This is a genomic window from Brevundimonas sp. (assembly GCF_030704825.1).
In the GTDB taxonomy this organism is placed as follows: Bacteria; Pseudomonadota; Alphaproteobacteria; order Caulobacterales; family Caulobacteraceae; genus Brevundimonas.
On record NZ_JAUYNX010000021.1, the window covers coordinates 178,507 to 199,286 of the forward strand.

At 70.2% G+C, this 20,780-nt stretch carries 23 protein-coding genes; 15 read left to right on the top strand and 8 right to left on the bottom strand.

Annotation, left to right across the window (positions count from 1 at the left end):
• The first annotated feature begins 30 nt into the window (after positions 1–30).
• Together Q8Q71_RS11770 and Q8Q71_RS11775 are read left to right on the top strand one after the other, a co-directional pair.
• Positions 31–1,617, top strand: a complete 1,587-nt coding sequence (locus Q8Q71_RS11770; RefSeq protein ID WP_305759779.1) for a helicase HerA-like domain-containing protein — start codon at positions 31–33, stop codon at positions 1,615–1,617.
• 41 nt (positions 1,618–1,658) lie between these two features.
• Positions 1,659–2,048: a hypothetical protein gene (locus Q8Q71_RS11775; RefSeq protein WP_305759780.1), complete on the top strand. Its 390-nt coding sequence runs from the start codon at positions 1,659–1,661 to the stop codon at positions 2,046–2,048.
• A gap of 9 nt (positions 2,049–2,057) precedes the next feature.
• Here the strand turns inward: Q8Q71_RS11775 and Q8Q71_RS11780 are convergent, their stop codons facing one another.
• Positions 2,058–3,188, bottom strand: a complete 1,131-nt coding sequence (locus Q8Q71_RS11780) for an MltA domain-containing protein (RefSeq protein WP_305759781.1) — start codon at positions 3,186–3,188, stop codon at positions 2,058–2,060.
• Positions 3,185–3,829 (bottom strand): TIM44-related membrane protein TimA, encoded by a 645-nt coding sequence (gene timA, locus Q8Q71_RS11785; protein ID WP_305759782.1) that lies wholly within the window; start codon positions 3,827–3,829, stop codon positions 3,185–3,187. Before timA ends, Q8Q71_RS11780 begins: the two co-directional genes overlap by 4 nt.
• 188 nt (positions 3,830–4,017) lie before the next feature.
• On the opposite strand from timA, the gene secB reads away from it, so the two are divergent.
• Positions 4,018–4,545: a protein-export chaperone SecB gene (gene secB, locus Q8Q71_RS11790; RefSeq protein WP_305759783.1), complete on the top strand. Its 528-nt coding sequence runs from the start codon at positions 4,018–4,020 to the stop codon at positions 4,543–4,545.
• 1 nt (position 4,546) lies between these two features.
• On the opposite strand, the gene dnaQ is transcribed toward secB, so the two are convergent.
• From dnaQ to Q8Q71_RS11815, 5 genes are read right to left on the bottom strand one after another with little or no spacing between them, the layout of a single operon-like run.
• Positions 4,547–5,266 carry a DNA polymerase III subunit epsilon gene (dnaQ, locus tag Q8Q71_RS11795; RefSeq protein WP_305759784.1) on the bottom strand — a complete coding sequence of 240 codons (720 nt, stop codon included), beginning with the start codon at positions 5,264–5,266 and terminating at the stop codon, positions 4,547–4,549.
• A 6-nt stretch (positions 5,267–5,272) separates the two neighbouring features.
• Positions 5,273–5,914 (bottom strand): dephospho-CoA kinase, encoded by a 642-nt coding sequence (gene coaE, locus Q8Q71_RS11800; RefSeq protein WP_305759785.1) that lies wholly within the window; start codon positions 5,912–5,914, stop codon positions 5,273–5,275.
• On the bottom strand, positions 5,911–6,708 hold the full coding sequence (locus tag Q8Q71_RS11805) for a shikimate dehydrogenase (protein ID WP_305759786.1): 798 nt from the start codon (positions 6,706–6,708) through the stop codon (positions 5,911–5,913). The genes coaE and Q8Q71_RS11805 overlap by 4 nt, the downstream gene beginning before the upstream one ends.
• Complete coding sequence (locus Q8Q71_RS11810) at positions 6,705–7,307, bottom strand: nucleoside triphosphate pyrophosphatase (protein ID WP_371315957.1); 603 nt, start codon at positions 7,305–7,307, stop codon at positions 6,705–6,707. Before Q8Q71_RS11810 ends, Q8Q71_RS11805 begins: the two co-directional genes overlap by 4 nt.
• On the bottom strand, positions 7,304–8,173 hold the full coding sequence (locus tag Q8Q71_RS11815) for a pyruvate, water dikinase regulatory protein (protein ID WP_305759788.1): 870 nt from the start codon (positions 8,171–8,173) through the stop codon (positions 7,304–7,306). Before Q8Q71_RS11815 ends, Q8Q71_RS11810 begins: the two co-directional genes overlap by 4 nt.
• Positions 8,174–8,657: 484 nt before the next feature.
• On the opposite strand from Q8Q71_RS11815, the gene hemE reads away from it, so the two are divergent.
• From hemE to Q8Q71_RS11875, 12 genes are all read left to right on the top strand, one after another.
• On the top strand, positions 8,658–9,704 hold the full coding sequence (hemE, locus tag Q8Q71_RS11820; protein WP_305759789.1) for a uroporphyrinogen decarboxylase: 1,047 nt from the start codon (positions 8,658–8,660) through the stop codon (positions 9,702–9,704).
• The gene (gene hemH / locus Q8Q71_RS11825) at positions 9,701–10,738 is read left to right on the top strand and encodes a ferrochelatase (protein ID WP_305759790.1); all 1,038 of its coding nucleotides are present in this window, start codon (positions 9,701–9,703) and stop codon (positions 10,736–10,738) included. The genes hemE and hemH overlap by 4 nt, the downstream gene beginning before the upstream one ends.
• Positions 10,735–11,205, top strand: a complete 471-nt coding sequence (locus Q8Q71_RS11830) for a CopD family protein (RefSeq protein ID WP_305759791.1) — start codon at positions 10,735–10,737, stop codon at positions 11,203–11,205. Before hemH ends, Q8Q71_RS11830 begins: the two co-directional genes overlap by 4 nt.
• 223 nt (positions 11,206–11,428) lie before the next feature.
• Positions 11,429–12,841: a transcription termination factor Rho gene (gene rho, locus Q8Q71_RS11835; protein ID WP_305759792.1), complete on the top strand. Its 1,413-nt coding sequence runs from the start codon at positions 11,429–11,431 to the stop codon at positions 12,839–12,841.
• A gap of 40 nt (positions 12,842–12,881) precedes the next feature.
• Positions 12,882–13,109, top strand: a complete 228-nt coding sequence (locus Q8Q71_RS11840) for a DUF6489 family protein (RefSeq protein WP_305759793.1) — start codon at positions 12,882–12,884, stop codon at positions 13,107–13,109.
• Positions 13,110–13,239: 130 nt separating this feature from the next.
• The gene (gene mnmE / locus Q8Q71_RS11845) at positions 13,240–14,547 is read left to right on the top strand and encodes a tRNA uridine-5-carboxymethylaminomethyl(34) synthesis GTPase MnmE (protein WP_305759794.1); all 1,308 of its coding nucleotides are present in this window, start codon (positions 13,240–13,242) and stop codon (positions 14,545–14,547) included.
• Positions 14,548–14,616: 69 nt separating this feature from the next.
• Entirely contained in the window at positions 14,617–16,473 is a 1,857-nt protein-coding gene (gene mnmG / locus Q8Q71_RS11850; protein ID WP_305759795.1) for a tRNA uridine-5-carboxymethylaminomethyl(34) synthesis enzyme MnmG, read from the top strand.
• A gap of 53 nt (positions 16,474–16,526) precedes the next feature.
• A complete protein-coding gene (gene rsmG / locus Q8Q71_RS11855) occupies positions 16,527–17,093 on the top strand; it encodes a 16S rRNA (guanine(527)-N(7))-methyltransferase RsmG (RefSeq protein WP_371315959.1) in 567 nt (188 codons plus the stop codon).
• A complete protein-coding gene (locus tag Q8Q71_RS11860; RefSeq protein WP_305759796.1) occupies positions 17,083–17,895 on the top strand; it encodes a ParA family protein in 813 nt (270 codons plus the stop codon). Before rsmG ends, Q8Q71_RS11860 begins: the two co-directional genes overlap by 11 nt.
• A gap of 85 nt (positions 17,896–17,980) precedes the next feature.
• Positions 17,981–18,826: a ParB/RepB/Spo0J family partition protein gene (locus Q8Q71_RS11865; RefSeq protein WP_305759826.1), complete on the top strand. Its 846-nt coding sequence runs from the start codon at positions 17,981–17,983 to the stop codon at positions 18,824–18,826.
• A 1-nt stretch (position 18,827) separates the two neighbouring features.
• Positions 18,828–19,439: a class I SAM-dependent methyltransferase gene (locus tag Q8Q71_RS11870; protein WP_305759797.1), complete on the top strand. Its 612-nt coding sequence runs from the start codon at positions 18,828–18,830 to the stop codon at positions 19,437–19,439.
• 4 nt (positions 19,440–19,443) lie between these two features.
• On the top strand, positions 19,444–19,629 hold the full coding sequence (locus Q8Q71_RS11875) for a hypothetical protein (protein ID WP_305759798.1): 186 nt from the start codon (positions 19,444–19,446) through the stop codon (positions 19,627–19,629).
• Positions 19,630–19,720: 91 nt separating this feature from the next.
• On the opposite strand, the gene holA is transcribed toward Q8Q71_RS11875, so the two are convergent.
• The gene (gene holA, locus Q8Q71_RS11880; protein ID WP_305759799.1) at positions 19,721–20,773 is read right to left on the bottom strand and encodes a DNA polymerase III subunit delta; all 1,053 of its coding nucleotides are present in this window, start codon (positions 20,771–20,773) and stop codon (positions 19,721–19,723) included.
• Between the last annotated feature and the right edge of the window lie 7 nt (positions 20,774–20,780).

A 20,780-nucleotide genomic window follows, 5' to 3' on the forward strand; every position in this document is an offset into this window, starting at 1 on the left:
TGAGCGCCGCCCCTCGCCCGGAGTTCCCCCATGACTGATGGCGCCGACCCCGCCCCCGGCCTGTTCCTCGGCCAATCCTCCGACAACGGGACGGACACGCCCGAACACCTGCTGTTCCACCGCGCCAACCGCCACGGCGTCGTCGCCGGCGCCACCGGCACCGGCAAGACCGTGACCCTGCAGATCATGGCCCAGGGCTTTTCCGACGCCGGCGTTCCGGTCTTCTGCGCCGATGTGAAGGGCGACCTCTCGGGCATCTGCGTGCCCGGCTCGCCGAACGAGAAACTGCTGGCCCGCGCCGCCGGCATGGGGCTGACGCTCGCCCCGAAGGCCGCCCCGACGGTGTTCTGGGACCTGTACGGCCTCAAGGGCCATCCGATCCGCACCACCGTCAGCGAAATCGGCCCCCTGCTGCTGGCCCGGATGCTGAACCTCAACGAGGTGCAGGAAGGGGTGCTGTCGGTGGTCTTCCACGTCGCCGACAAGGAAGGCCTGCTGCTGCTCGACCTCGACGATCTGCGGGCCATGCTGGTCCATGTCGGCGAGAATTCGGAGCGCATCGGCCGCGAGGTCGGCAACGTCGCCCCCGCCTCGATCGCCTCCATCCAGCGCGCCATCCTCCAGCTGGAGCAGCAGGGCGGAAAGGCCTTCTTCGGCGAACCGGCCCTGCGGCTGGAGGACATGATGCGCACCGGCCTGGACGGCCGCGGCCAGGTCAATGTTCTCGACGCCACGAAGCTGATGGCCAGCCCGCGCCTCTACGCCGCCTTCCTGCTGTGGCTGCTGTCGGAGCTGTTCGAACAGCTGCCCGAGGTCGGCGATCCGGAAAAGCCCCGGCTGATCTTCTTCTTCGACGAGGCCCACCTGCTGTTCAACGACACGCCGGACGCCCTGCGCGAAAAGGTCGAACAGGTGGTGCGCCTGATCCGCTCCAAGGGCGTCGGGGTCTATTTCGTCACCCAGAACCCGGCCGACATCCCCGACAGCGTCCTGGCCCAGCTGGGCAACCGCATCCAGCACGCCCTGCGCGCCTACACCCCGGCCGAACAGCGCGGGCTGAAGGCGGCCTCGGACAGTTTCCGCGCCAATCCGGCCTTCGACACCGCCGAGGCCATCCAGGGCCTGGGCGTCGGCGAGGCCCTGGTCTCGACCCTCGACGAAAAGGGCGCGCCCAACGTGGTCGCCCGCACCCTGATCCGCCCCCCGGACAGCCGCCTCGGCCCCGCCACGGACGCCGAACGCGTCGCCGTCATGGCCGCCAGCCCGGTGCGCGGCCTGTACGAAACGGTGGTCGACCGCGAGTCGGCCGAGGAAATCCTCGCCGTCCGGCGCGGCGAGGCCGACCAGGCCACCGCCGACGCGAAACTGGCCGAGGCGCGGGCCAAGGCGGATGCCCTTGCGGCGAAAGAGGCCGAAAAAGCCGCCGCCGCCCGCGAGAAGGAGCAGGCCCGCGAACAGGCTCGTTACGAGCGCGAAGCCCGTCCACGCGCCCCCGCCCGTCGTTCGACCCGCGAGACCCCCATCGAGGCGGCGACCAAGTCGGTCCTGCGCACGGCGGGCAGCACGATCACCCGGGAGTTGCTGCGGGGGCTCCTGGGCGGGTTGAGGCGGCGATGAACGCGGCACCGGACAGGCCTCCGGCCAGACCATTGACGCCCGTGGAGGTGATCAACGGCGCGCTCGGCTTCTTCTTTCTCGTCGTCATTCAGCCGGCGGCGGTCGGCTTCATGTTCCTTGTTGGCGCACCTGCCTCACTCTTTGGCGAGCCGACCTTCGAGATATCCGGTCCGCGTGAACAATGTGCGCTCGCCACGGCCCTCCTGGTATTTCTGGCCATGTTCTCGTTGCAGTTCGGGATCCGAACGAGGCTAACGATCTATGGCCTGATGGCCGCTGCCTATGCGATTGCGCTCTGCGGGCTGATCGGATTGTTCCGGCCCGGATTGGCATTTGCTTTCGCCAGTCTCGGGCTCGGATTTATCGCACTCACCGTGATCAACTTGCAGTGGTTCCGGTTCCTGTTCGGGCCCCGCAAGATGGCCCGGTGAAGCTGACGGTCACTCCCGCGGAACCAGCCGCCACATCCTCAGCGGATGGCGCACGGCTCCCGCCTCCTCGCCGGCCGCCGCGCCCCGGCCCATGTAGAGGTCGGCCCGCACCGGGCCGCGGATGGCCGAGCCGGTGTCGAGGGCGACGACCAGGCCCTGATAGCTGCCCCGCGCGCCGCGCAGGTTGCCGCCATCGGCGCTGATCCACACCAGATCCCCATAGCGCCAGTGGGCCGGATCGACGGCGATGGACCGGCGGGCGGTCAGGGGAATCCCCGCCGCCCCGCCCGGATCGCCGCCGTCGTCGGGGTCGAGGGCGAAGAAGATGTAGCGCGGGTTCAGCGCCATCACCGCCCGGGCCTCGGCCCCGCGATGCGACGCCAGCCAGGCGCGGATGGCCTCGCCCGAGGTTCCATCGGCCGGCAGCAGCCCCTGTTCCGTCATCGGCCGGGCGATGCCCGTGAAGGGCCGGCCGTTGTCGGCCGCATAGGCCGCCCGCGCCCGCGATCCGTCCTCGAAGGTCAGATAGCCCGATCCCTGGATCTGCAGAAAGAACAGGTCCTCGGCCCTCATCCAAGCCAGGGCTCCGGTGGGCGGCGCCGCCTCGATCCCGGCGCGTTCGGCCAGGACCTGGCCGCGCGTCCAGCCTTCGGGCCGGGGCAGGACCGGCATGTCGAACACCGCGTCGGGCGTGCGCCGCGCCTCATACTCCGGGGCGAAATAGGCGGTCAGCAGGCCCGGTCCGCCATCCGCCGTCTCCGCCGCCGCGACGGTGAAGCCGGTCTCGAAGAAGGCCCGGGCCACCGAGGGCGTCACCGGCTTCGAGGTCTGTCTGATCTGCATGGCCCGGTCGCACTGGGTCCGGGCGGCGGGGTCCCGCGCGGCCGCGCAACCGGCGGCCCAGGCCTCGAAGGCGGCCAGGTGGTCCTCGTCGTCCCATCCGGACAGGCCGGCGGGACCGGTCCCCTTCGGCGGCTCGGGGGTCGGAACGGGGCCGGGGGCCGGCGCTTCGGGCGCGGGCGGAGCCGGGGCCGGCGTGGTAGCGCAGGCGGACAGGACCAGGGCCAGGGCCAGACCGGGAGCCAGACCCCGGACGCCCGCCCCGGGGCCTCGCCGGCGGCGAGCGCCGCCGGTCTTCATGCGGCGGCGGGTTCGGTGCGGGCCAGAACCCAGTTGGGATCGCTGGCGCCGAGGGTGCGCTCGAAGGTCCACAGTTCGGCCACGCGCCGTTCCTCGACCTGTTCCTCGCCGTCGCCGGCGGGCTTCACCCGGTTGCGCAGCTCGGCCAGGAAGCGGACCTTGGCGGTGGCCCGGTTCTCCTCGGCCGAGGCCTGTTCCAGATCGGCGCGGGCGGGGTGGAGGAATTCGGCCGTCTCAGTCTCCCCCCGGGTCTCGCGCGCGGCGATGCCGGCCTCGAAGGACTCCATGACGGCGGGCGTCAGCAGGGGCTTGAGGGTCTCGCGGTCGCCGGCGGCATAGGCGCGCACGATGGTCTCATGGGCCTGCCGGGCGCCCTCGAGGAAGCGGATCGGGTCGAAATTGGGGTCCCGCGCCTTGAGCCCGGCGATCGAGGCCAGGGTGACGGCGTCCAGCACATTGGACCGGCCGCCCGGGGACGGGTCGGCGGCGGGCGCGGCCGGGGCGGTCGCGGGCCTGGCGCGGGCGTCCTCTTCCGGCTGGCGGCCGACCTTCTTGCCCAGCATGTTGTAAAGCTGGAACAGAACCACGGCGGCGACGACGGCGAAGATGGCGATCAGGATCGGATCCTGGGTCACTGGCATTCCCTGACTGGCGTCCGGCGGGGGCGGTCGCTCTGGCTGACGATTAGGGGCTCATATAGGGCGGCGCAACCCGCCGCGCCTCTCCCGGGCGGCGAGCGTCGTTGCCGCACCCGGCGCCTCGTGCTAGTCGCCGCGCCTTCCCGGCGCCGCAATCGGACGCCGTTCACTCATTCAGACAGACCCGACCGATGACCGACGCCGCGCCTCCTTCCGACGCCAACACCGCCGCGCCCGCCGACCCGGCGCCCCAGGCGCCCCAGGCGCCCATCGGCCCCGGGTTCCGCATCGTGGCCCAGTACGTCAAGGACCTGTCGTTCGAGAACCCCAAGGCCCCCGACTCCCTGCGCGTCGACGGCAAGCCGGCCATCGACATGGGCGTCGAGATGAACGCCCAGGGCCGGCCCGACGGCCTGTTCGAGGTCGACCTGCGCCTGACCATCAAGGCGACCACGGACGCCATGACCGTGTTCAACGTGGAACTGCTCTACGGCGGCCTGTTCGCCCTGCACGGCGTGCCCGAACAGGACATCGAGCCGCTGCTGCTGATCGAATGCCCGCGCTACCTGTTCCCGTTCGCCCGCGAGATCATCGCCCGCGCCACCTCGGACGGCGGCTTCTATCCGCCCTTCATGCTGGACCCGATCGATTTCGCCGGCATCTACGTCGCCCGCCAGCAGTCCATCGCCCGGGGCCCGGCGGAAACCGGCAAGGCCTGATCTAGGCGCTCGCCTCGACCTCGACCCCGTAGCCCTTCCACAGCGACCAGTCCTTCAGCGTCGCGCGCAGGAAGGCTTCGTGCGCCGCGCGCTCCGCCTCGTCGTCGCGCGGGGCCAGCGGACGCGGGCGAGGCGGATAGCCGGCGGCCGCCTGGGCCGCCGCCGCCGCCGTGACCGTCCGCGAGGCCGACAGGTCCAGCCGCCGCTCCTTGCCGCCCTTGAGCTCGAGATAGACCTCGGCCAGCAGGCGGGCGTCGATCAGGGCGCCGTGCAGGGTGCGTTCGACCAGGCTGACCTTGAACCGCTTGCACAGGGCGTCCAGCGAATTGGCCATGCCCGGAAACCGGGTCTGGGCCAGCTTCAGCGTGTCGATCCAGCGGTGTTCCTCGAACAGGACCCGGCCGCAGCGGCCGAATTCGTGATCGATGAAGCTGCGGTCGAACTGGGCGTTGTGGGCGATGATCGGGGCGTCGCCGATGAAGTCGCACAGGTCGACGACGATCTCGGCGAATTTCGGCGCGTCCCTGACCTTGTCGTCGGTGATGCCGTGCACCCGGATGGCGTCCGCCGGGATCGACCGCTCGGGATGGATCAGCCGGTGGAAGGTGCGGCCCGTGGGCAGCAGATCCTCGATCTCGATGCAGCCGACCTCGATCATCCGGTCGCCCGTGCGAGGGTCGAAGCCGGTGGTCTCGGTATCAAGGACGATTTCGCGGGACATGATCCCTTAATGGGGCGGTTCGCCCGCTTTCGGAAGACCGCGCCGGGGCGGCGACCACCCCTCGGCCAGAACCATCCCCACGATTTCCTTCACCCGGGCCCGCGCCGCGTCCAGCCCCTCGCCGGTGTCGACGACGAAGTCCGCCCGGCGGCGCTTTTCGGCGTCGGGCAGCTGACGGGCGAGGATGGCTTCGAACCGTTCGCGGGTCATGCCGGGCCGGGCCAGCACCCGCGCCGCCTGGATCGCCGCCGGCGCGGTCGCCACCACCACGGCGTCCACGGCCGCGTCGCCGCCCGTTTCGAACAGCAGGGGGATGTCCAGCACCGCCAGCCTGACGCCTCGCGCTCCGGCCGCCGCCAGGTCGTCGAGCCGCCCCTGCAGCACCAGCGGATGGACGATGGCTTCCAGCCGCCGGAATCCTTCCGGATCCCGCGCCAGGACCTCGGCCAGGCGGCCGCGATCGACCGCGCCATCCACGACCACGCCCGGAAAGGCCGCCCCCACCGGACCAACGGCGGCCCCGCCGGGGGCATACAGCCGGTGCACGGCGGCGTCGGCGTTCCAGACCAGGGCGCCTTCGTCGGCGAACATCGCCGCCGTCGTCGACTTGCCCATGCCGATGGAGCCGGTCAGGCCGAGCACGATCATCCGGCCTCTCCGAGGGCTTGCAGCGCCAGCCGCCGCACATCGGCCGCCGGCGGCTCGATCCCGAACAGCGCCCGGAACGACGGCCGCGCCTGGCCGATCAACATGGCCAGCCCGTCCACAGTCGTCAGGCCTCGCGCCCGGCCCTGGGCCAGAAAGGACGTGACGAGCGGACGATAGGTCATGTCCATCAGGACGGCGTCGTCCCGCAGGCGGGCCAGATCGAGGTCGGGCTGGACGCTCAGGGCGTTGACCACCAGCGCCGCCTCGTCCAGCGCCGCTTCGTCGGCCACGGCCGCGCCCAGTTCGGCGGCCGCCGCCTCGGCCCGCGCCCGGGTCCGGTTCAGGATCGCGACCTCGCCCCCCGCCGCCCGGAGGGCCGCCACGGCCGCCCGCGCCGCGCCGCCCGCGCCGAGGATCACGATCCCCCGGCCGCGCACGTCCAGCCCCGGCGCCTGTTCCGCCAGGGCGGCCATCAGACCCTCGCCATCGGTGCTGTCGGCCCGAACCCGGCCGTCCTCGAACAACAGCAGATTGGCCGAGCCGCAGGCGCGCGCCGCCTCGCCTCCCTCATCGGCCAGGGCCAGGGCCTGTCGTTTGAACGGCGCCGTGACGTTCAGACCGCGCAGAACGCCCGCCCGGCCCCGCGCGACCAGCTCTTCGAAGGCGGCCGCATCCGCGGGGCCGAAGGCGCGATAGGCCGCGTCCAGCCCGGCCGCCTCGATCCAGGCGTTGTGGATCAGCGGGCTCAGGGAATGGGCGACCGGCTGGCCGGCCACCCCGGCGACGAGGGTCATGAGCGCAGCACCCCGGCCCGACGCAGCTCCGCCAGCACCGGCCACAGCGGCAGGCCCAGAACGGTGAAATAATCCCCCTCCACGGCCTCGAACAGCTGGGCGCCCATCCCTTCCAGCCGGTAGGAGCCGACACAGGCCAGCAGGGCCTCGCCTTCGGCCGCCAGATAGGCGTCGAGAAACGCGTTCGAGAAGTCCCGCATCCGCAGGGTCGCCGTATCCACGCCCGACCAGACGACCTGGCCGTTGCGGGCCAGGGCCGCGCCGGAATGCAGATGGTGGATCCGGCCGCGCATGGCCGCGAGCCGCGCCCGCGCCTCGTCCGGCGACGCCGCCTTCGACACCAGCCCGCCGTCGAAGGCGAGGGTCTGATCGGCCCCCAGAACCCAGGCCTCGGCGTCGCGGCGAGACACGGCCAGCGCCTTGACCCGCGCCAGTTCGACCGCCAGCCCCGCCGCGTCGGCCGGGTCGTGCGTCCCCTTGACCGCGTCCTCGTCGACGTCGGCGACCTGCACCGTGAACGGAACGCCGGCGTCAGCCAGCATGGTCCGCCGCGCCGCGCTCTTCGAGGCCAGGATCAGACGTTCGGACGGGGCCGTCACCAAGCCGCCCCCAGCCGGCGGGTCCGGCGCTCGTTGAGCAGATTGATGATCGCCGCCGCCGTCTCCTCGACCGAGCGTCGGGTCACGTCGATCACCGGCCAGCCGCGCCGCTCGAAGGCGCGGCGAGCCCTGACCGTCTCCTCCCTCACGGCCTCGTGGTCGACGTAGGAACTGGCCCGGTTGGCGTTCAGCCCGTCCAGCCGGTTCTTGCGGATCTGCACCAGCCGGTCCGGCGACACCGTCAGGCCGACCACCAGCGGATTCTTCAGCCCCACCAACCGTTCCCCGTCCTCCTGTCCCGGCACCAGCGGCACATTGGCCGCGCGGATGCCGCGGTGGGCCAGATAGATGCAGGTCGGGGTCTTGGATGTGCGGCTGACCCCGCACAGGACCACGTCGGCCGTCTCCAGCTGGGCCGTCGTGCCCTGGCCATCGTCGTGAGCCATGGCGTAGTCGAGCGCGGCGATGCGGTTGAAATAGTCGGTGTCCAGGGCGTGCTGGGCCCCGACCCGGGTCGACAGCGCGGCCCCGAGATAGCGCGACAGGGCGCCGACGAGCGGATCGAGGGCCGCGATCTGGGGCATTTCGAGCCTGTGGCAACCTTCCTCGAGCTGGGCGCGCAGCTCGCGGTCCACCAGGGTGTGCAGCACCACCCCCGGCGAAGCGGCGATCTCCTCGAGCACCCGCTCCATCTGCTTGTCGTTCCGCACCAGGGCGTAGATGTGCTCGATCGGAATGACCCCGTCGAAGCGGGCCACCACGGCCTTGGCCATGGCGTTCAGCGTCTCGCCGGTCGAATCCGACACCAGGTGGACATGGAAATAGGTCGCCAGCCGCGAAGGGCCCGAGGCGCGGCCCGAACTCATCGGCGGCTGTCCATGATTGCGAAACTCCTGTGGACCGGCGGGGCGCCGTTGGCGGCGAAGGGCGCGTCTTTTCCTATAGCGGCGTCGGGTCGAGGCCGCGAGCGGGGATAGGGGTGGACGGCGCCCTCGTCGAAAGCGCCGATCATCCCAAGGCCGGCGACCGGGCCGGATCCGCCTGTGCATATCCTTAACAAGACCTTAACGGCCCCCAGGCCGACCGGCGCCCGAAGGTCCGGAAGCCCGTCGTTCAAGGCCCGGTCCGGATTTATCCCCGCTTTCACCAGCCGGGTGGAAGACGGTTCGCGGTTTGTGACCGTTTGCGGAAAACCCGTCGGAAACCGGCTCGAAGGCCGGACTTGTCCCCGCCATCCCCGCCTCTGCCACCTACCTCCGAAACCTCGAATCTTTTTTCTGAAAGGATTGGGAGGGTGCGACACGGGCCGGGGTTGAGCGGAACCCGGGCCGCCGGTAGGACCAAGGTCAGATGACTGTTTCACCCCCCACGCCCCTGTTGCTCAAGGTTCTCGCCGGGGAGACGTCGTCGCGACCGCCTGTCTGGTTCATGCGTCAGGCCGGACGTTACCTCCCGGAGTATCGCGCGCTCAGGGCGACGACCCCGGATTTCATCGCCTTCTGTCTCGACCCGGAGAAGGCGGCGGAGGCGACCTTGCAGCCCATGCGGCGGTTCGGCTTCGACGCCGCCATCGTCTTCGCCGACATTCTGCTGATTCCTCAGGCCCTGGGCCAGCAGGTGTGGTTCGAGGCCGGCGAGGGGCCCCGGCTGGGCGCCCTGCCTCCCCTGGAAACCATGCGGGACCTGACCGCCGGCGCCGGCGAGGCGCTGAAGCAGGTGGGCCAGACCCTGTCCATCGTTCGGGCCGGACTGGAGCCCGAACGCGCGCTGATCGGGTTCGCGGGGGCGCCCTGGACGGTCGCCACCTATATGCTGGACGGCGAGGCCCGCACCATCGGCAAGGGCGAGCGCGCCCAGGCCCGGACCTACGCCTACGCCGAGCCGGAGAAGGTCGCGGCCCTGCTGGACGTGCTGGTCGAGGCCACGGCCCACTATCTGAAGATGCAGGCCGATGCGGGCGCGCAGGTGCTGAAGATCTTCGAGAGCTGGGCCGAAGGCCTGCCGGACGATCTGTTCGAAAGCCTGGTGCTGCAGCCGCATCGAAAACTGGTGCGGCGGGTGCGCGAACTGGGCGTCACGGTCCCCCTGATCGGCTTTCCCCGCGGCTCGGCGGCCCTGGCGGAACGCTATGCCGCCGAATGCGACGTCCAGGCCGTGGCGCTGGACACGGCGTGCCCGCTGGCGGTGGGAAAACGGGTTCAGGCGATAAAGCCGATCCAGGGCGCGCTTGATCCCCTACTGCTGCGCGCCGGCGGACCCCTGCTCGACCGCCGTGTCGACCAGCTGCTCGGCGCCTGGGGTCGGGGGCCGTGGATCTTCAACCTCGGCCACGGCATCCTGCCGGACGTGCCGATCGCCCATGTCGACCAGGTGTTGAAGCGGATCGGCGCCCAATGACCGGGCGCAGGATCGCCGTCGTCCTGTTCAATCTCGGCGGGCCGGACGATCAGGGTTCGGTCCGGCCCTTTCTGTTCAACCTGTTCAACGATCCCGCCATCATCGGCCTGCCCGGGCTGGTGCGCACGCCCCTGGCCCGGCTGATCTCCAGCCGCCGCGAGAAGCCTGCCCAGGCCAACTACGCCCTTATGGGCGGCGGTTCGCCGCTGCTGCCGGAAACCCGCCGACAGGCCGCGGCGCTGGAGGCGGCGCTGGCCGGCCGTTTGCCCGGCGACGAGATCCGGACCTTCATCGCCATGCGCTACTGGTCCCCCCTGACCGAGGAGACAGCCGTCGAGGTCGCCGCCTTCGGCCCGGACCAGATCGTGCTGCTGCCGCTCTATCCGCAGTTCTCGACGACGACGACGGAGTCCTCCCTGAAGCGGTGGGCCGAGGTCTACGCCGGGTCGGGCGTCAGCCGCGCGGTCTGCTGTTACCCACAGGCCTCCGGCTGGATCGGGGCCCAGGCCGACGGGGTGACGGCGAAACTGTCCGAAGCCGGCGACCGACCGGTTCGGGTTCTGTTTTCGGCTCATGGCGTCCCCGAGAGTCTGATCGAGAAGAAGGGCGACCCCTATCAGGAGCAGATCGAGGCGACCTGCGCCGCGGTCGCCGCCCGGGCGGGACTGAAGGACTGGACGATCTGCTACCAGAGCCGGGTCGGGCCGATGAAATGGCTCGGGCCCTCGACGCCCGAGGCCATCGCCCAGGCCGGCCGCGACCGGGTCGGCGTGGTGGTCGTCCCCGTGGCCTTCGTCTCGGAGCATATCGAGACCCTGGTGGAGCTGGACATCGAGTACCGGGAGCTGGCCCACGGCCTCGGGGTCGCGCCCTATCTGCGCGCGCCGGCCGTCGGCCTCGCCGCCCCCTTCATCGACAGCCTGGCGGAGGCGGCGGCCGAGGCCTTGACCCGAACCGGCGTCGCGCCCTTCGGTCCCGGCTGCCAGGGCCCGTGGAAGGCCTGCCCCCGCCAGCGCGAGAGGAAAGCCGCATGAACGCCTACGACCTCGCCCGCGGCCTGCACATCCTGGCGGTGATCGCCTGGATGGCGGGCATGTTGTTCCTGCCGCGTCTCTACGCCTACGACGCCGAGCAGGCGGACAAGCCCGAGCCGCTGCGCTCGGAGATGCAGGCCTTGCTGCGGTTGTGGCAGCTCCGGCTGCTGCGCATCATCATCAACCCGGCCATGATCCTGGCCTTCGTCTTCGGCGGCTGGCTGCTGTGGCTGCGCAGCGGCGAGGGGGCGGACTGGGGCTTCGTCGCCCAGCCGTGGATGATCGCCAAGCTGGCCGGAGTTTTCGCTCTCAGCGCCTGGCACGGCTTCCTCGCCGGGGCGCGAAAGAAGATCGCCGCCGGGACCTCGACCCGTTCCGGCCGCTTCTGGCGCATGACCAACGAAATCCCCTTCGTCATCGCCATCGTCATGGTGCTGTCGGTCACGCTGGAATGGACCTTCGGCTAGGACTTCGCGCCGGCGCCGCTTGACCTGAGGGGGCCGGCGTGGTTTCGCTGGCCGCGAGCCGTCCTGTCTCTGTCTGGGGCGGTCCCCCTCTCTTCGCGACGCCCGAGGATACGCCCCCGGGAAGACCCGTCGCCCTCCCATCCGGCCGCAAGGCCAGACATCGCCAAGCCCGCCCCGCCCTCGCTTCGCGAGGGGACGAGGACGCGCGCAGACCTGTAAGATCATGACCGACGTCCGCGACACCGATCCCACCGCTCCCGAAGCCGAGGCGTTCGACGGCGACCAGCCCGTCGAGACCGCCGCCGCCGACCTGCCCATGGTCGATCAGGAATCGAGCGATGACGAGGACGACGGTGAGCCGATCGTCCCCAACGGCCGCATCACCCTCCAGGAGCTGAACGAGAAGACGCCGGAAGACCTGGTCGCCTTCGCCGAGAGCCTTGAGATCGAGAACGCCGGTAATCTGCGCAAGCAGGATCTGCTGTTCGCCATCCTCAAGACCCTGGCCGACGAGGAGGTCGAGATCATCGCCTCGGGGACGCTGGAGATCCTGCCCGACGGCTTTGGCTTCCTGCGCAGCCCGGACGTCAATTATCTTCCGGGTCCGGACGATGTTTACGTGTCTCCCTCGCAAATCCGCCGCTTCGGCCTGCGCTCGGGCGACACCATCCACGGCGCCGTCCGCGGCCCCCGCGAGGGCGAGCGCTACTTCGCCCTGCTCAAGGTCGACACGATCAATTTCGAGGACCCGGAGACGGTCAAGACCAAGGTCCTGTTCGACAACCTGACGCCCCTCTATCCCGAGGAGCGGCTGCACATGGAAATCCAGGATCCGACGCTGAAGGACCGCTCGGGCCGGGTCATCGACATCGTCGCCCCGCTGGGCAAGGGCCAGCGCTGCCTGATCGTCGCCCCGCCGCGGGTCGGCAAGACGGTGATGCTGCAGAACATCGCCAAGTCGATAGAGCGCAACCATCCCGAAGTGACCCTGATGGTGCTGCTGATCGACGAGCGCCCCGAGGAGGTCACCGACATGCAGCGCACGGTGAAGGGGGAGGTCATCGCCTCGACCTTCGACGAGCCGGCCACTCGCCACGTCGCCGTCGCCGAAATGGTGATCGAAAAGGCCAAGCGGCTGGTCGAGCACAAGAAGGACGTCGTCATCCTGCTCGACTCCATCACCCGCCTGGGCCGCGCCTACAACGCCACCGTCCCGTCGTCGGGCAAGGTCCTGACCGGCGGCGTCGACGCCAACGCCCTGCAGCGGCCCAAACGCTTCTTCGGCGCCGCGCGGAACGTGGAACAGGGGGGCTCGCTGACCATCATCGCCACCGCCCTGATCGACACCGGCTCGCGGATGGACGAGGTGATCTTCGAAGAGTTCAAGGGCACCGGCAACTCGGAGATCGTGCTGGACCGCAAGGTCGCCGACAAGCGCATCTTCCCGGCTATCGACGTGCTCAAGTCCGGCACCCGCAAGGAAGAGCTGACCACGCCCAAGGACCAGCTGGCCAAGACCTATGTCCTGCGCCGCATCCTGAACCCGATGGGCCCGCAGGACGCGATCGAATTCCTGATCGACAAGCTGCGTCAGTCCAAGAACAATGCGGACTTCTTCCAGTCGATGAACACCTGACGCAGCCTCGGCTGTTTCACGTGAAACATGGAGCGGCGGCATGAAGGTCAATATCGAGATCGAATGCGAACCGGCCGAAGCGCGCGCCTTCCTCGGCCTGCCGAATGTCGAGCCGCTGAACGATCATCTGGTCGCCGAGATGAAGCGGCGCATGGACGAGAACATGTCCGCCATGCAGCCCGACGAGCTGATGAAGACCTGGACCAGCTTCGGCATGCAGGCCCAGGACCAGTTCCGCAAGCTGATGGAAGCCGCGGTCAAGCCGTGACGCCTCGTCTCCTCTCCACGGCGTGGGGAGGGGGACCGCGAAGCGGTGGAGGGGCATCCGCCGGCGTCGCCCCCTCCGTCACCCCGCCTTCGGCGCCGCGACACCTCCCCATGGAATGGGGAGGACACGGGTGACGGACACCATTTTCGCCCTCGCCACCCCGCCCGGCCGGGGGGCCATAGCCATCCTCCGCCTGTCGGGCCCGCAGACGGACACGGCCCTGACCGCCCTCGGCGCCGGCGGGCTCAAGCCACGCCTCGCGTCGCTGCGGACCCTGACCCACGCCGACCGGCTGATCGACCAGGCCCTGATCCTGCGGTTCCCGGCGCCCAACAGCTATACCGGGGAAGAGTGCGCCGAACTCCATCTCCACGGCGGTCGCGCGGTGGTCGAGGCCGCCAGCCAGGCCCTGATCGCGCTTGGCCTGCGCCCGGCCGAGCCCGGGGAATTCACCCGTCGCGCCTTCGAGAACGGCCGCATGGATCTGGCGCAGGCCGAAGCCGTGGCCGATCTGATCGACGCCGAGACCACGGCCCAGGCGGCCCAGGCCCTGGGCCAGCTGGATGGCGCCCTGTCGCGCACCTACGCCGGCTTCCGCCGCGACCTGCTCAAGGCCATGGCCCTGGTCGAGACCGAGATCGATTTTCCCGACGAGGATATCCCCGACAATCTGGCGCGGACGGCGGGACCGGTTCTGGACGCCCTGATCGTCGATCTGCGCGCGGCCCTGGCCGACGCCCGGCGCGGCGAGCGGGTGCGCGAGGGCTATCGCATCGTCCTGATCGGCGAGACCAACGCCGGCAAGTCCTCCGTGTTCAACGCCCTGATCGCGCGCGAGGCCGCCATCGTCACCCCGATAGCCGGCACCACGCGGGACGTGCTCGACGCCGATCTGATCATCGGCGGATACGCCGTGACCCTCTCCGATACGGCGGGTCTGCGCGAGAGCGAGGATGTCGTCGAGGCCGAGGGGGTCCGCCGCGCCCGGGCGCGGGCCGAGGCGGCGGAACTGCGGCTTTGGGTCCGCGGGCCGGGCGATCCACCGGGCGTCGCCGCCGCCTGTATCCAGCCGGACGATCTGCTGATCCGCAACAAGGCGGACATGGGGACGGTTGACCCCGTCGACGGCCTGGAGAGCCTCGTGGTCAGCACGGCCACGGGCGAGGGGCTGGCGGAGCTACACGACTGGATCGCGGCGCGGCTGGCGCGTGACCTGTCGGGCGCCGACTTCCCGGCGGTCACGCGAGAGAGACACCGCCGCCGCCTCGCGGAAGCCCTGATCGATGTCGAAGCCGCCCGTCGGGCGCTCGACCATACGCCGGAAATGGCGGGCGACGATCTGCGCCGCGCCGCGGACACCCTTGGCCGGGTCACGGGCGCCATCGGCGTCGAGGACATCCTCGGCGAGGTCTTCTCGACCTTCTGCATTGGCAAGTGATGCGTTTCACGTGAAACACCCTCACGGCGCCGGTGGCGTTTCGGGGGCTTTTCGCCTATGTCCCGCGCCATGAAATCCTTCGACGTCATCGTCATCGGCGGCGGGCACGCCGGTTGCGAGGCCGCGGCGGCGTCCGCGCGCACGGGCGCCCGCACCGTGCTGCTGACCCAGAAGCTCGAGACCATCGGCGAGATGTCGTGCAATCCGGCCATCGGCGGCCTGGGCAAGGGCCATCTGGTGCGTGAGATCGACGCCATGGACGGCGTCATGGGCCGGCTGGGCGACGTCTCCGGCATCCAGTTCCGCTTGCTCAACCGGTCAAAGGGCGCGGCGGTCCAGGGGCCCCGCAGCCAGATCGACCGCCGCCTGTACCGCGAGGCCATGCAGGCCGAACTGGCTCAGACGCCCAACCTGACCCTGATGGCCGGCACGGCCGAGCGCCTGATCCTCGACGGCGATCGCGTCGTCGGCGTGGTCACGGGCGAGGGGACCGAGGTCCGCGCCGGCGCCGTGGTCCTGACCACGGGCACCTTCCTGAACGGCGTCATCCACAAGGGCGACCAGCGCATCCCCGCCGGGCGTCACGGCGAGGCGCCCTCGACCGGCCTCGCCGCCGACCTCTATGGCGCGGGCCTGCAGATGGGTCGGCTCAAGACCGGCACGCCCGCCCGTCTCGACGGCCGCACCATCGCCTGGGGCCGGCTGGAGATGCAGTCGGCGGACGCCGACCCCGTGCCGTTCAGCTTCCTGACCGACCGCATCGACGTGCCCCAGATCGCCTGCGGCGTGACCCATACGACCGAGGGGACCCACCGCATCATCGCCGACAATCTCGGCGACAGCGCCGTCTATGGCGGCCACCTGTCCGGCCGCGGCCCGCGCTACTGCCCCTCGATCGAGGACAAGGTCGTTCGCTTCGCCGACAAGACCTCGCACCAGATCTTCCTCGAGCCGGAGGGTCTGGACGATCCGACCGTCTACCCCAACGGCGTCTCGACCTCGGTGTCCGACGCGACCCAGTCCGCCTTCCTGCGCACCATTCCAGGGCTGGAGGCGGTGGAAGTGTTCCGCTTTGGCTATGCCATCGAATACGACTACGTCGATCCGCGCGAGCTGACCCCGGCGCTGGAGGTCAAGAAGCGGCCGGGCCTGTATCTGGCCGGACAGATCAACGGCACCACGGGCTATGAGGAAGCGGGGGCGCAAGGTTTGATCGCCGGTCTGAACGCCGCCCGCGCCGCCGCCGGTTCCGACCCGATCGTCCTCGGCCGGGACCAGGCCTATATCGGCGTCATGATCGACGATCTGGTCACACGCGGCGTGACCGAGCCCTACCGGATGTTCACCAGCCGGGCCGAGTACAGGTTGACGCTGCGCGCCGACAACGCCGATCAACGGTTGACCCCTCTGGCGATCGGGGTGGGGATGGTCTCGTCGAGGCGGGCGCAGGCTTTTGCGGCCAAGGCGGCCCAGCTGGCGGAGGCGGCGGCTGTTTCACGTGAAACGGTGTTCACACCCAAGGAGGCGGCGGCGCTGGGAATCCACGTCAACGCCGACGGCCAGCGCCGCTCCATTCGCGACCTTCTGGCCTTCCCCGGTGTGACTTTGGAGACCTTCCTCGCCGCCCGTCCGGAGATCGCCGGCTGGTCGTCGCAAGTGCGTCAACAGATCGAAATCGACGCGGGCTACGCCGGCTATCTGGACCGCCAGGCCTCGGATGCCGAAGCCCTGCGGCGCGAGGAAGCCCTGGCCCTGCCGGTCGACCTCGACTACGCCGCCATCGGCAGCCTGTCGAACGAGGTGCGCGAGAAGCTGACCCTGGTTCAGCCGCGCACGCTTGGGCAGGCCGGTCGCATCGAGGGTATGACCCCCGGCGCCCTGACCGCGCTTCTGTCCCACGTGAAACGGACGCGGGTGGCGGCGTGAGCCTGACCGACGCGGTCGCGTTTCAGGCCCATACCGGCGCGACGCCGGCGCAAATGGCCGACCTCCAGACCTTCATCGATCATCTGACCGAGGCCAATACGGTGATGAACCTCGTCGGGCCCGACAGCCTGCCGGACGTCTGGAACCGCCACATATGGGATTCCGCCCAGCTGCTGGAGATGAAGCCCGAGGCGACGACATGGGCCGATCTGGGCGCCGGCGCCGGCTTTCCGGGCCTGGTGCTCGCCATCCTGCTGAAGGACCGCCCTGACAGCCACGTCTGGCTGATCGACAGCCTCGGCAAGCGCTGCCGCTTCCTGCAGGAGGTGGTCGACGTCCTGTCCCTGCGCGCCACCGTGATCAACGGCCGGGCCGAGGAACAGAAGGTCAGGGTCGACGTCGTCACCGCCCGCGCCGTGGCGCCGATGGAGCGGCTTCTGGCCTATGCACAGCCTTATCTACAGCGCGGCGCACAGGGGCTGTTTCTCAAGGGGGAAAAGGCCGAGGCTGAGTTGATCGAAGCCCGCAAGGTCTGGCAGTTCGATAGCGACCTCTCCGTCTCGCGCAGCGATCCGCGCGGCCGTATCGTTTCCGTCCGGAGCCTCCGCCGTGCGCGCTGACAGAAAGACCCGCGTCCTCGCGGTTTCCAACCAGAAGGGCGGGGTGGGAAAGACCACCACGGCGATCAACCTCGGCACCGCCCTGGCCGCGATCGGCGAGAAGGTGCTGATCGTCGACATGGATCCGCAGGGCAATGCCTCCACGGGTCTGGGTGTTCCACGTGAAACGCGCCGGGTGACCATCTATGACGTCATCGTCGACGGCCGCTCGGTCGACGACTCCGCCGTCCAGACCTCGGTCCCTGGCCTCCACATCATTCCCGCCGACGCCGACATGTCGGGCGTGGAGATCGAACTGAGCCAGGCCGACCGCCGCTCGTTCCGTCTGCGCGACGCCTTGGCCGGACAGGGGGCCGAGGGTCAGACCCGGTACGACTATGTGCTGATCGACTGCCCGCCATCGCTGAACCTGCTGACGCTCAACGCCATGGCCGCGGCCGATGCCGTGCTGGTGCCGCTGCAGTGCGAATTCTTCGCCCTTGAGGGCCTGACCCAGCTGATGAAGACCATCGAGATGGTGCGCCAGAGCCTGAACCCGACGCTGGAGATCCAGGGCTTGGTCCTGACCATGTTCGACCGGCGCAGCGCCCTTTCGGGGCAGGTCGCCGCCGATGTCCGGGCCCATTTCGGGGACAAGGTCTATGAGGCTGTCATCCCCCGCAACGTGCGGGTGGCCGAGGCGCCCTCGTTCGGCAAGCCGGCCCTGATCTACGACCTGAAATGCGCCGGCAGCCAGGCCTATCTGCGCCTCGCCCGCGAGGTGGTGGCGCGCGAGAAATCGCGGCGGCTTCAGGCGGCGTGACGATGATTAGAAGAACGGAATCAGTATCTTGAGCGAACGTCAGCGCGGGCCGCAACGGGGATTGGGCCGGGGTCTTTCCGCCCTTCTGGGTGAACAGGTGGCCGAGAGCGCCCCGGTGGACGGCGCTCCCGCCCCGGCCGGCGTGCGCATGGCCCCGATCGAGAGCCTCAAGCCCAATCCGGACCAGCCGCGAAAATCGTTCGGCCAGGAGGAACTGGACGAACTGGCCGCCTCGATCCGCGACAAGGGCGTGCTCCAGCCGGTCCTGGTGCGCTCCCAGCCCGGCGAGGACGGAGTCTGGCAGATCATCGCTGGCGAGCGCCGCTGGCGCGCCGCCCAGCAGGCGCGGCTGACGGACATCCCGATCATCATCAAGGAGATGGACGACGTCGCCGTGTTCGAGGTCGCGGTCATCGAGAACGTCCAGCGCGCCGACCTCAACCCGCTGGAGGAGGCCGACGCCTACCGCATGCTGATGGAGCGCTTCGGCCGCACCCAGGACGCCGTCGCCGGAGTGGTCGGCAAGAGCCGCAGCCATGTGGCCAACACGCTGCGTCTGCTGCAGCTGCCCGAGGAGGTTCTCTGGTTCGTCCGCCACGGCAAGATGAGCGCCGGCCACGCCCGCGCCCTGATCACCGCCCCCGATCCCGCCGCCCTGGCCCGGCAGATCGTCGACGAGGGGCTGAACGTCCGTCAGGCCGAGGCGTTGGCGCGCCGGGCCGCCGAAGGTCCGAAGCCCGGCAGGGCGCGCGCCACCGCCCCGGCTTCGGGCGAGGGCGCGGCGGATGTGGCGGCGCTGGAGCAGGATCTGGCCGACGCCCTGGGCCTCAAGGTCCAGCTGGCGGACAAGGGCGGCAAGGGGGAGATCACCATCCGCTACGGCACCCTGGAACAGCTGGACGACCTGTGCCGCCGGCTGATGCGGGGCTGACATGGGCGGCCCGGCCGAGGCGGTCATAGACCTCTACAGCCGGCGGGCGATGGACTGGGACGCCGACCGGGGCCGGTCGCTGATCGAGCGCGCCTGGCTCGACGGCTTTCTGGCCCGCGTCCCGGCGAACGGACATGTTCTCGACCTGGGGTGCGGTTCTGGCGAGCCGATCGCCGGCTATCTGATCCGGCGAGGCCGGCGCGTGACCGGAGTCGACGCCGCTCGGGGCCTGATCGTCCTGTGCCGGGCCCGCTTTCCGGAGCAGGACTGGCGGGTCGCTGACATGCGGGGTCTGGATCTCGGCCGCGTCTTCGACGGCGTGATCGCCTGGCACAGCGCCTTTCACCTGACGCCCGCGGATCAGCGGGCGATGTTCGCCGTCTATACGCGCCATGTGGCCCCGGGCGGCGTGCTGATGTTCACCAGCGGGTCGACGGCGGACGAAAGCGTCGGCGAGTGGCGCGGCGAGCCGCTGTACCACGGCAGCCTGTCGCCCGAAGCCTATCGCGAAGGCCTTGACGAGGCGGGCTTCGACCTGGTCACGCACCGGATCGAGGATCCGGACTGCGGCGGCGCCACGGTTTGGTTGTCGCGCCGCCGCGTGCGAGAGTGATCGCATGACCGACAAGCCCAGCAATCCGACCGCCGAAGCCATGAAACGCGCGCTCGCCGCCAAGAAGGCGGGCGGCGGGCCCAACCATGGCGGGCTCCAGGGCTCGGCGCGCGCCGAGGAAAAAGCCCAGCAGGCGCGAAGCGCGGCCCTCGCCAAGCCTGCATTCCGCAAGGCCTCCAAGCGCGGCTAGCCGGTCTGTATCGCGTTTCTCTCGCTTCGCACGGGCGCGTAACTGAAGTCATCGCGAAAACGTCTCTGAATTCCTCGCCGGTTTCGGCGGCCTAGAGGCCGAGTCTTCTGGCCCGGGCCGCGATCTCCAGCAGCAGCCGTTCGGCGATCAGCTGGTCGGGCGAACCCGTGGTCTTGGCGGCGACGTCGGCGGCGTTGACGCTGTCCAGAACCCGATCGAGGTCCTCGAGCCGCCAGCTGCGCGCCTGACGCAGCATCTCGGCCTCCTGCTTCCAGAACACCCCGGCCGCCTTGGCCGCCTCCCGGGCCCCGGCCCCGCCGGCCTGGAGCACGTTCAGGCGCCGCAACTTGCCGAGATGGATCGAGGCTTGTCTCACCGCCATGACAGGCGATTCCCCCTCGGCCAGGGCGCGGCGCAGGCCGGACTGGGCGGGGGCGGGCCGGCCGCCGAAGGCTTGCAGCGCCGCGTCCTGCAGGGAGGCGTCGGCCTCGACCCCCAGATGCCGCTCCAGCTCCTCCACGTCGATGGTCTTGCCGGACCCGGGGCCGATGTAGAGGGCCAGCCGCTCGATCTCCTGCCGCATCAGGCCGCGTTCGCGGGGCAGGCGGCTGACGAAGCGGTCGAGGGCGTCGCCTGTCAGGCCGACCTTGTCCGCGGCCAGGGCCTCCCGCGTCATCCGGGCGACATCGCCCGTCTCATCCTCGTAACAGGCGATGCCGACCGCCCCCGCCGCCGCCTCGGCGGCCTTTCGCAGGGCGGAATCGCGACCCAGCGCTCCGGCCTCTATCACCAGCATGGCGTCGGGATTGTAGCCGCCCTCGGCATGGACCTTGAGCGCGGCGGCCAGCATCCTGTCGATCGAGGCCTTCTCGGATCCCAGCCGCACCCGCACCAGACGGCGGCCGCCGATCATGCTCAGGGCGGTCAGGGCCTCTTCCAGCCGGGCCTCGTCGCCGTCGATATCGCTGTCGGTCAGGACGGTGACGTTGAAGGGGTCGTTGAGATCGGGCGTGATCGCCTTGCAGAGGACGCCGGCGCGCTCGCCGACCCCCGACCGGTCCTTGCCGTGGATGACGGCGGCCCGGATGGCCCGGTCCGGAGCCGCGAGGAAGCGGTCGACCTCGGGGCGTTTGGCCAGGATCACGGTCGGA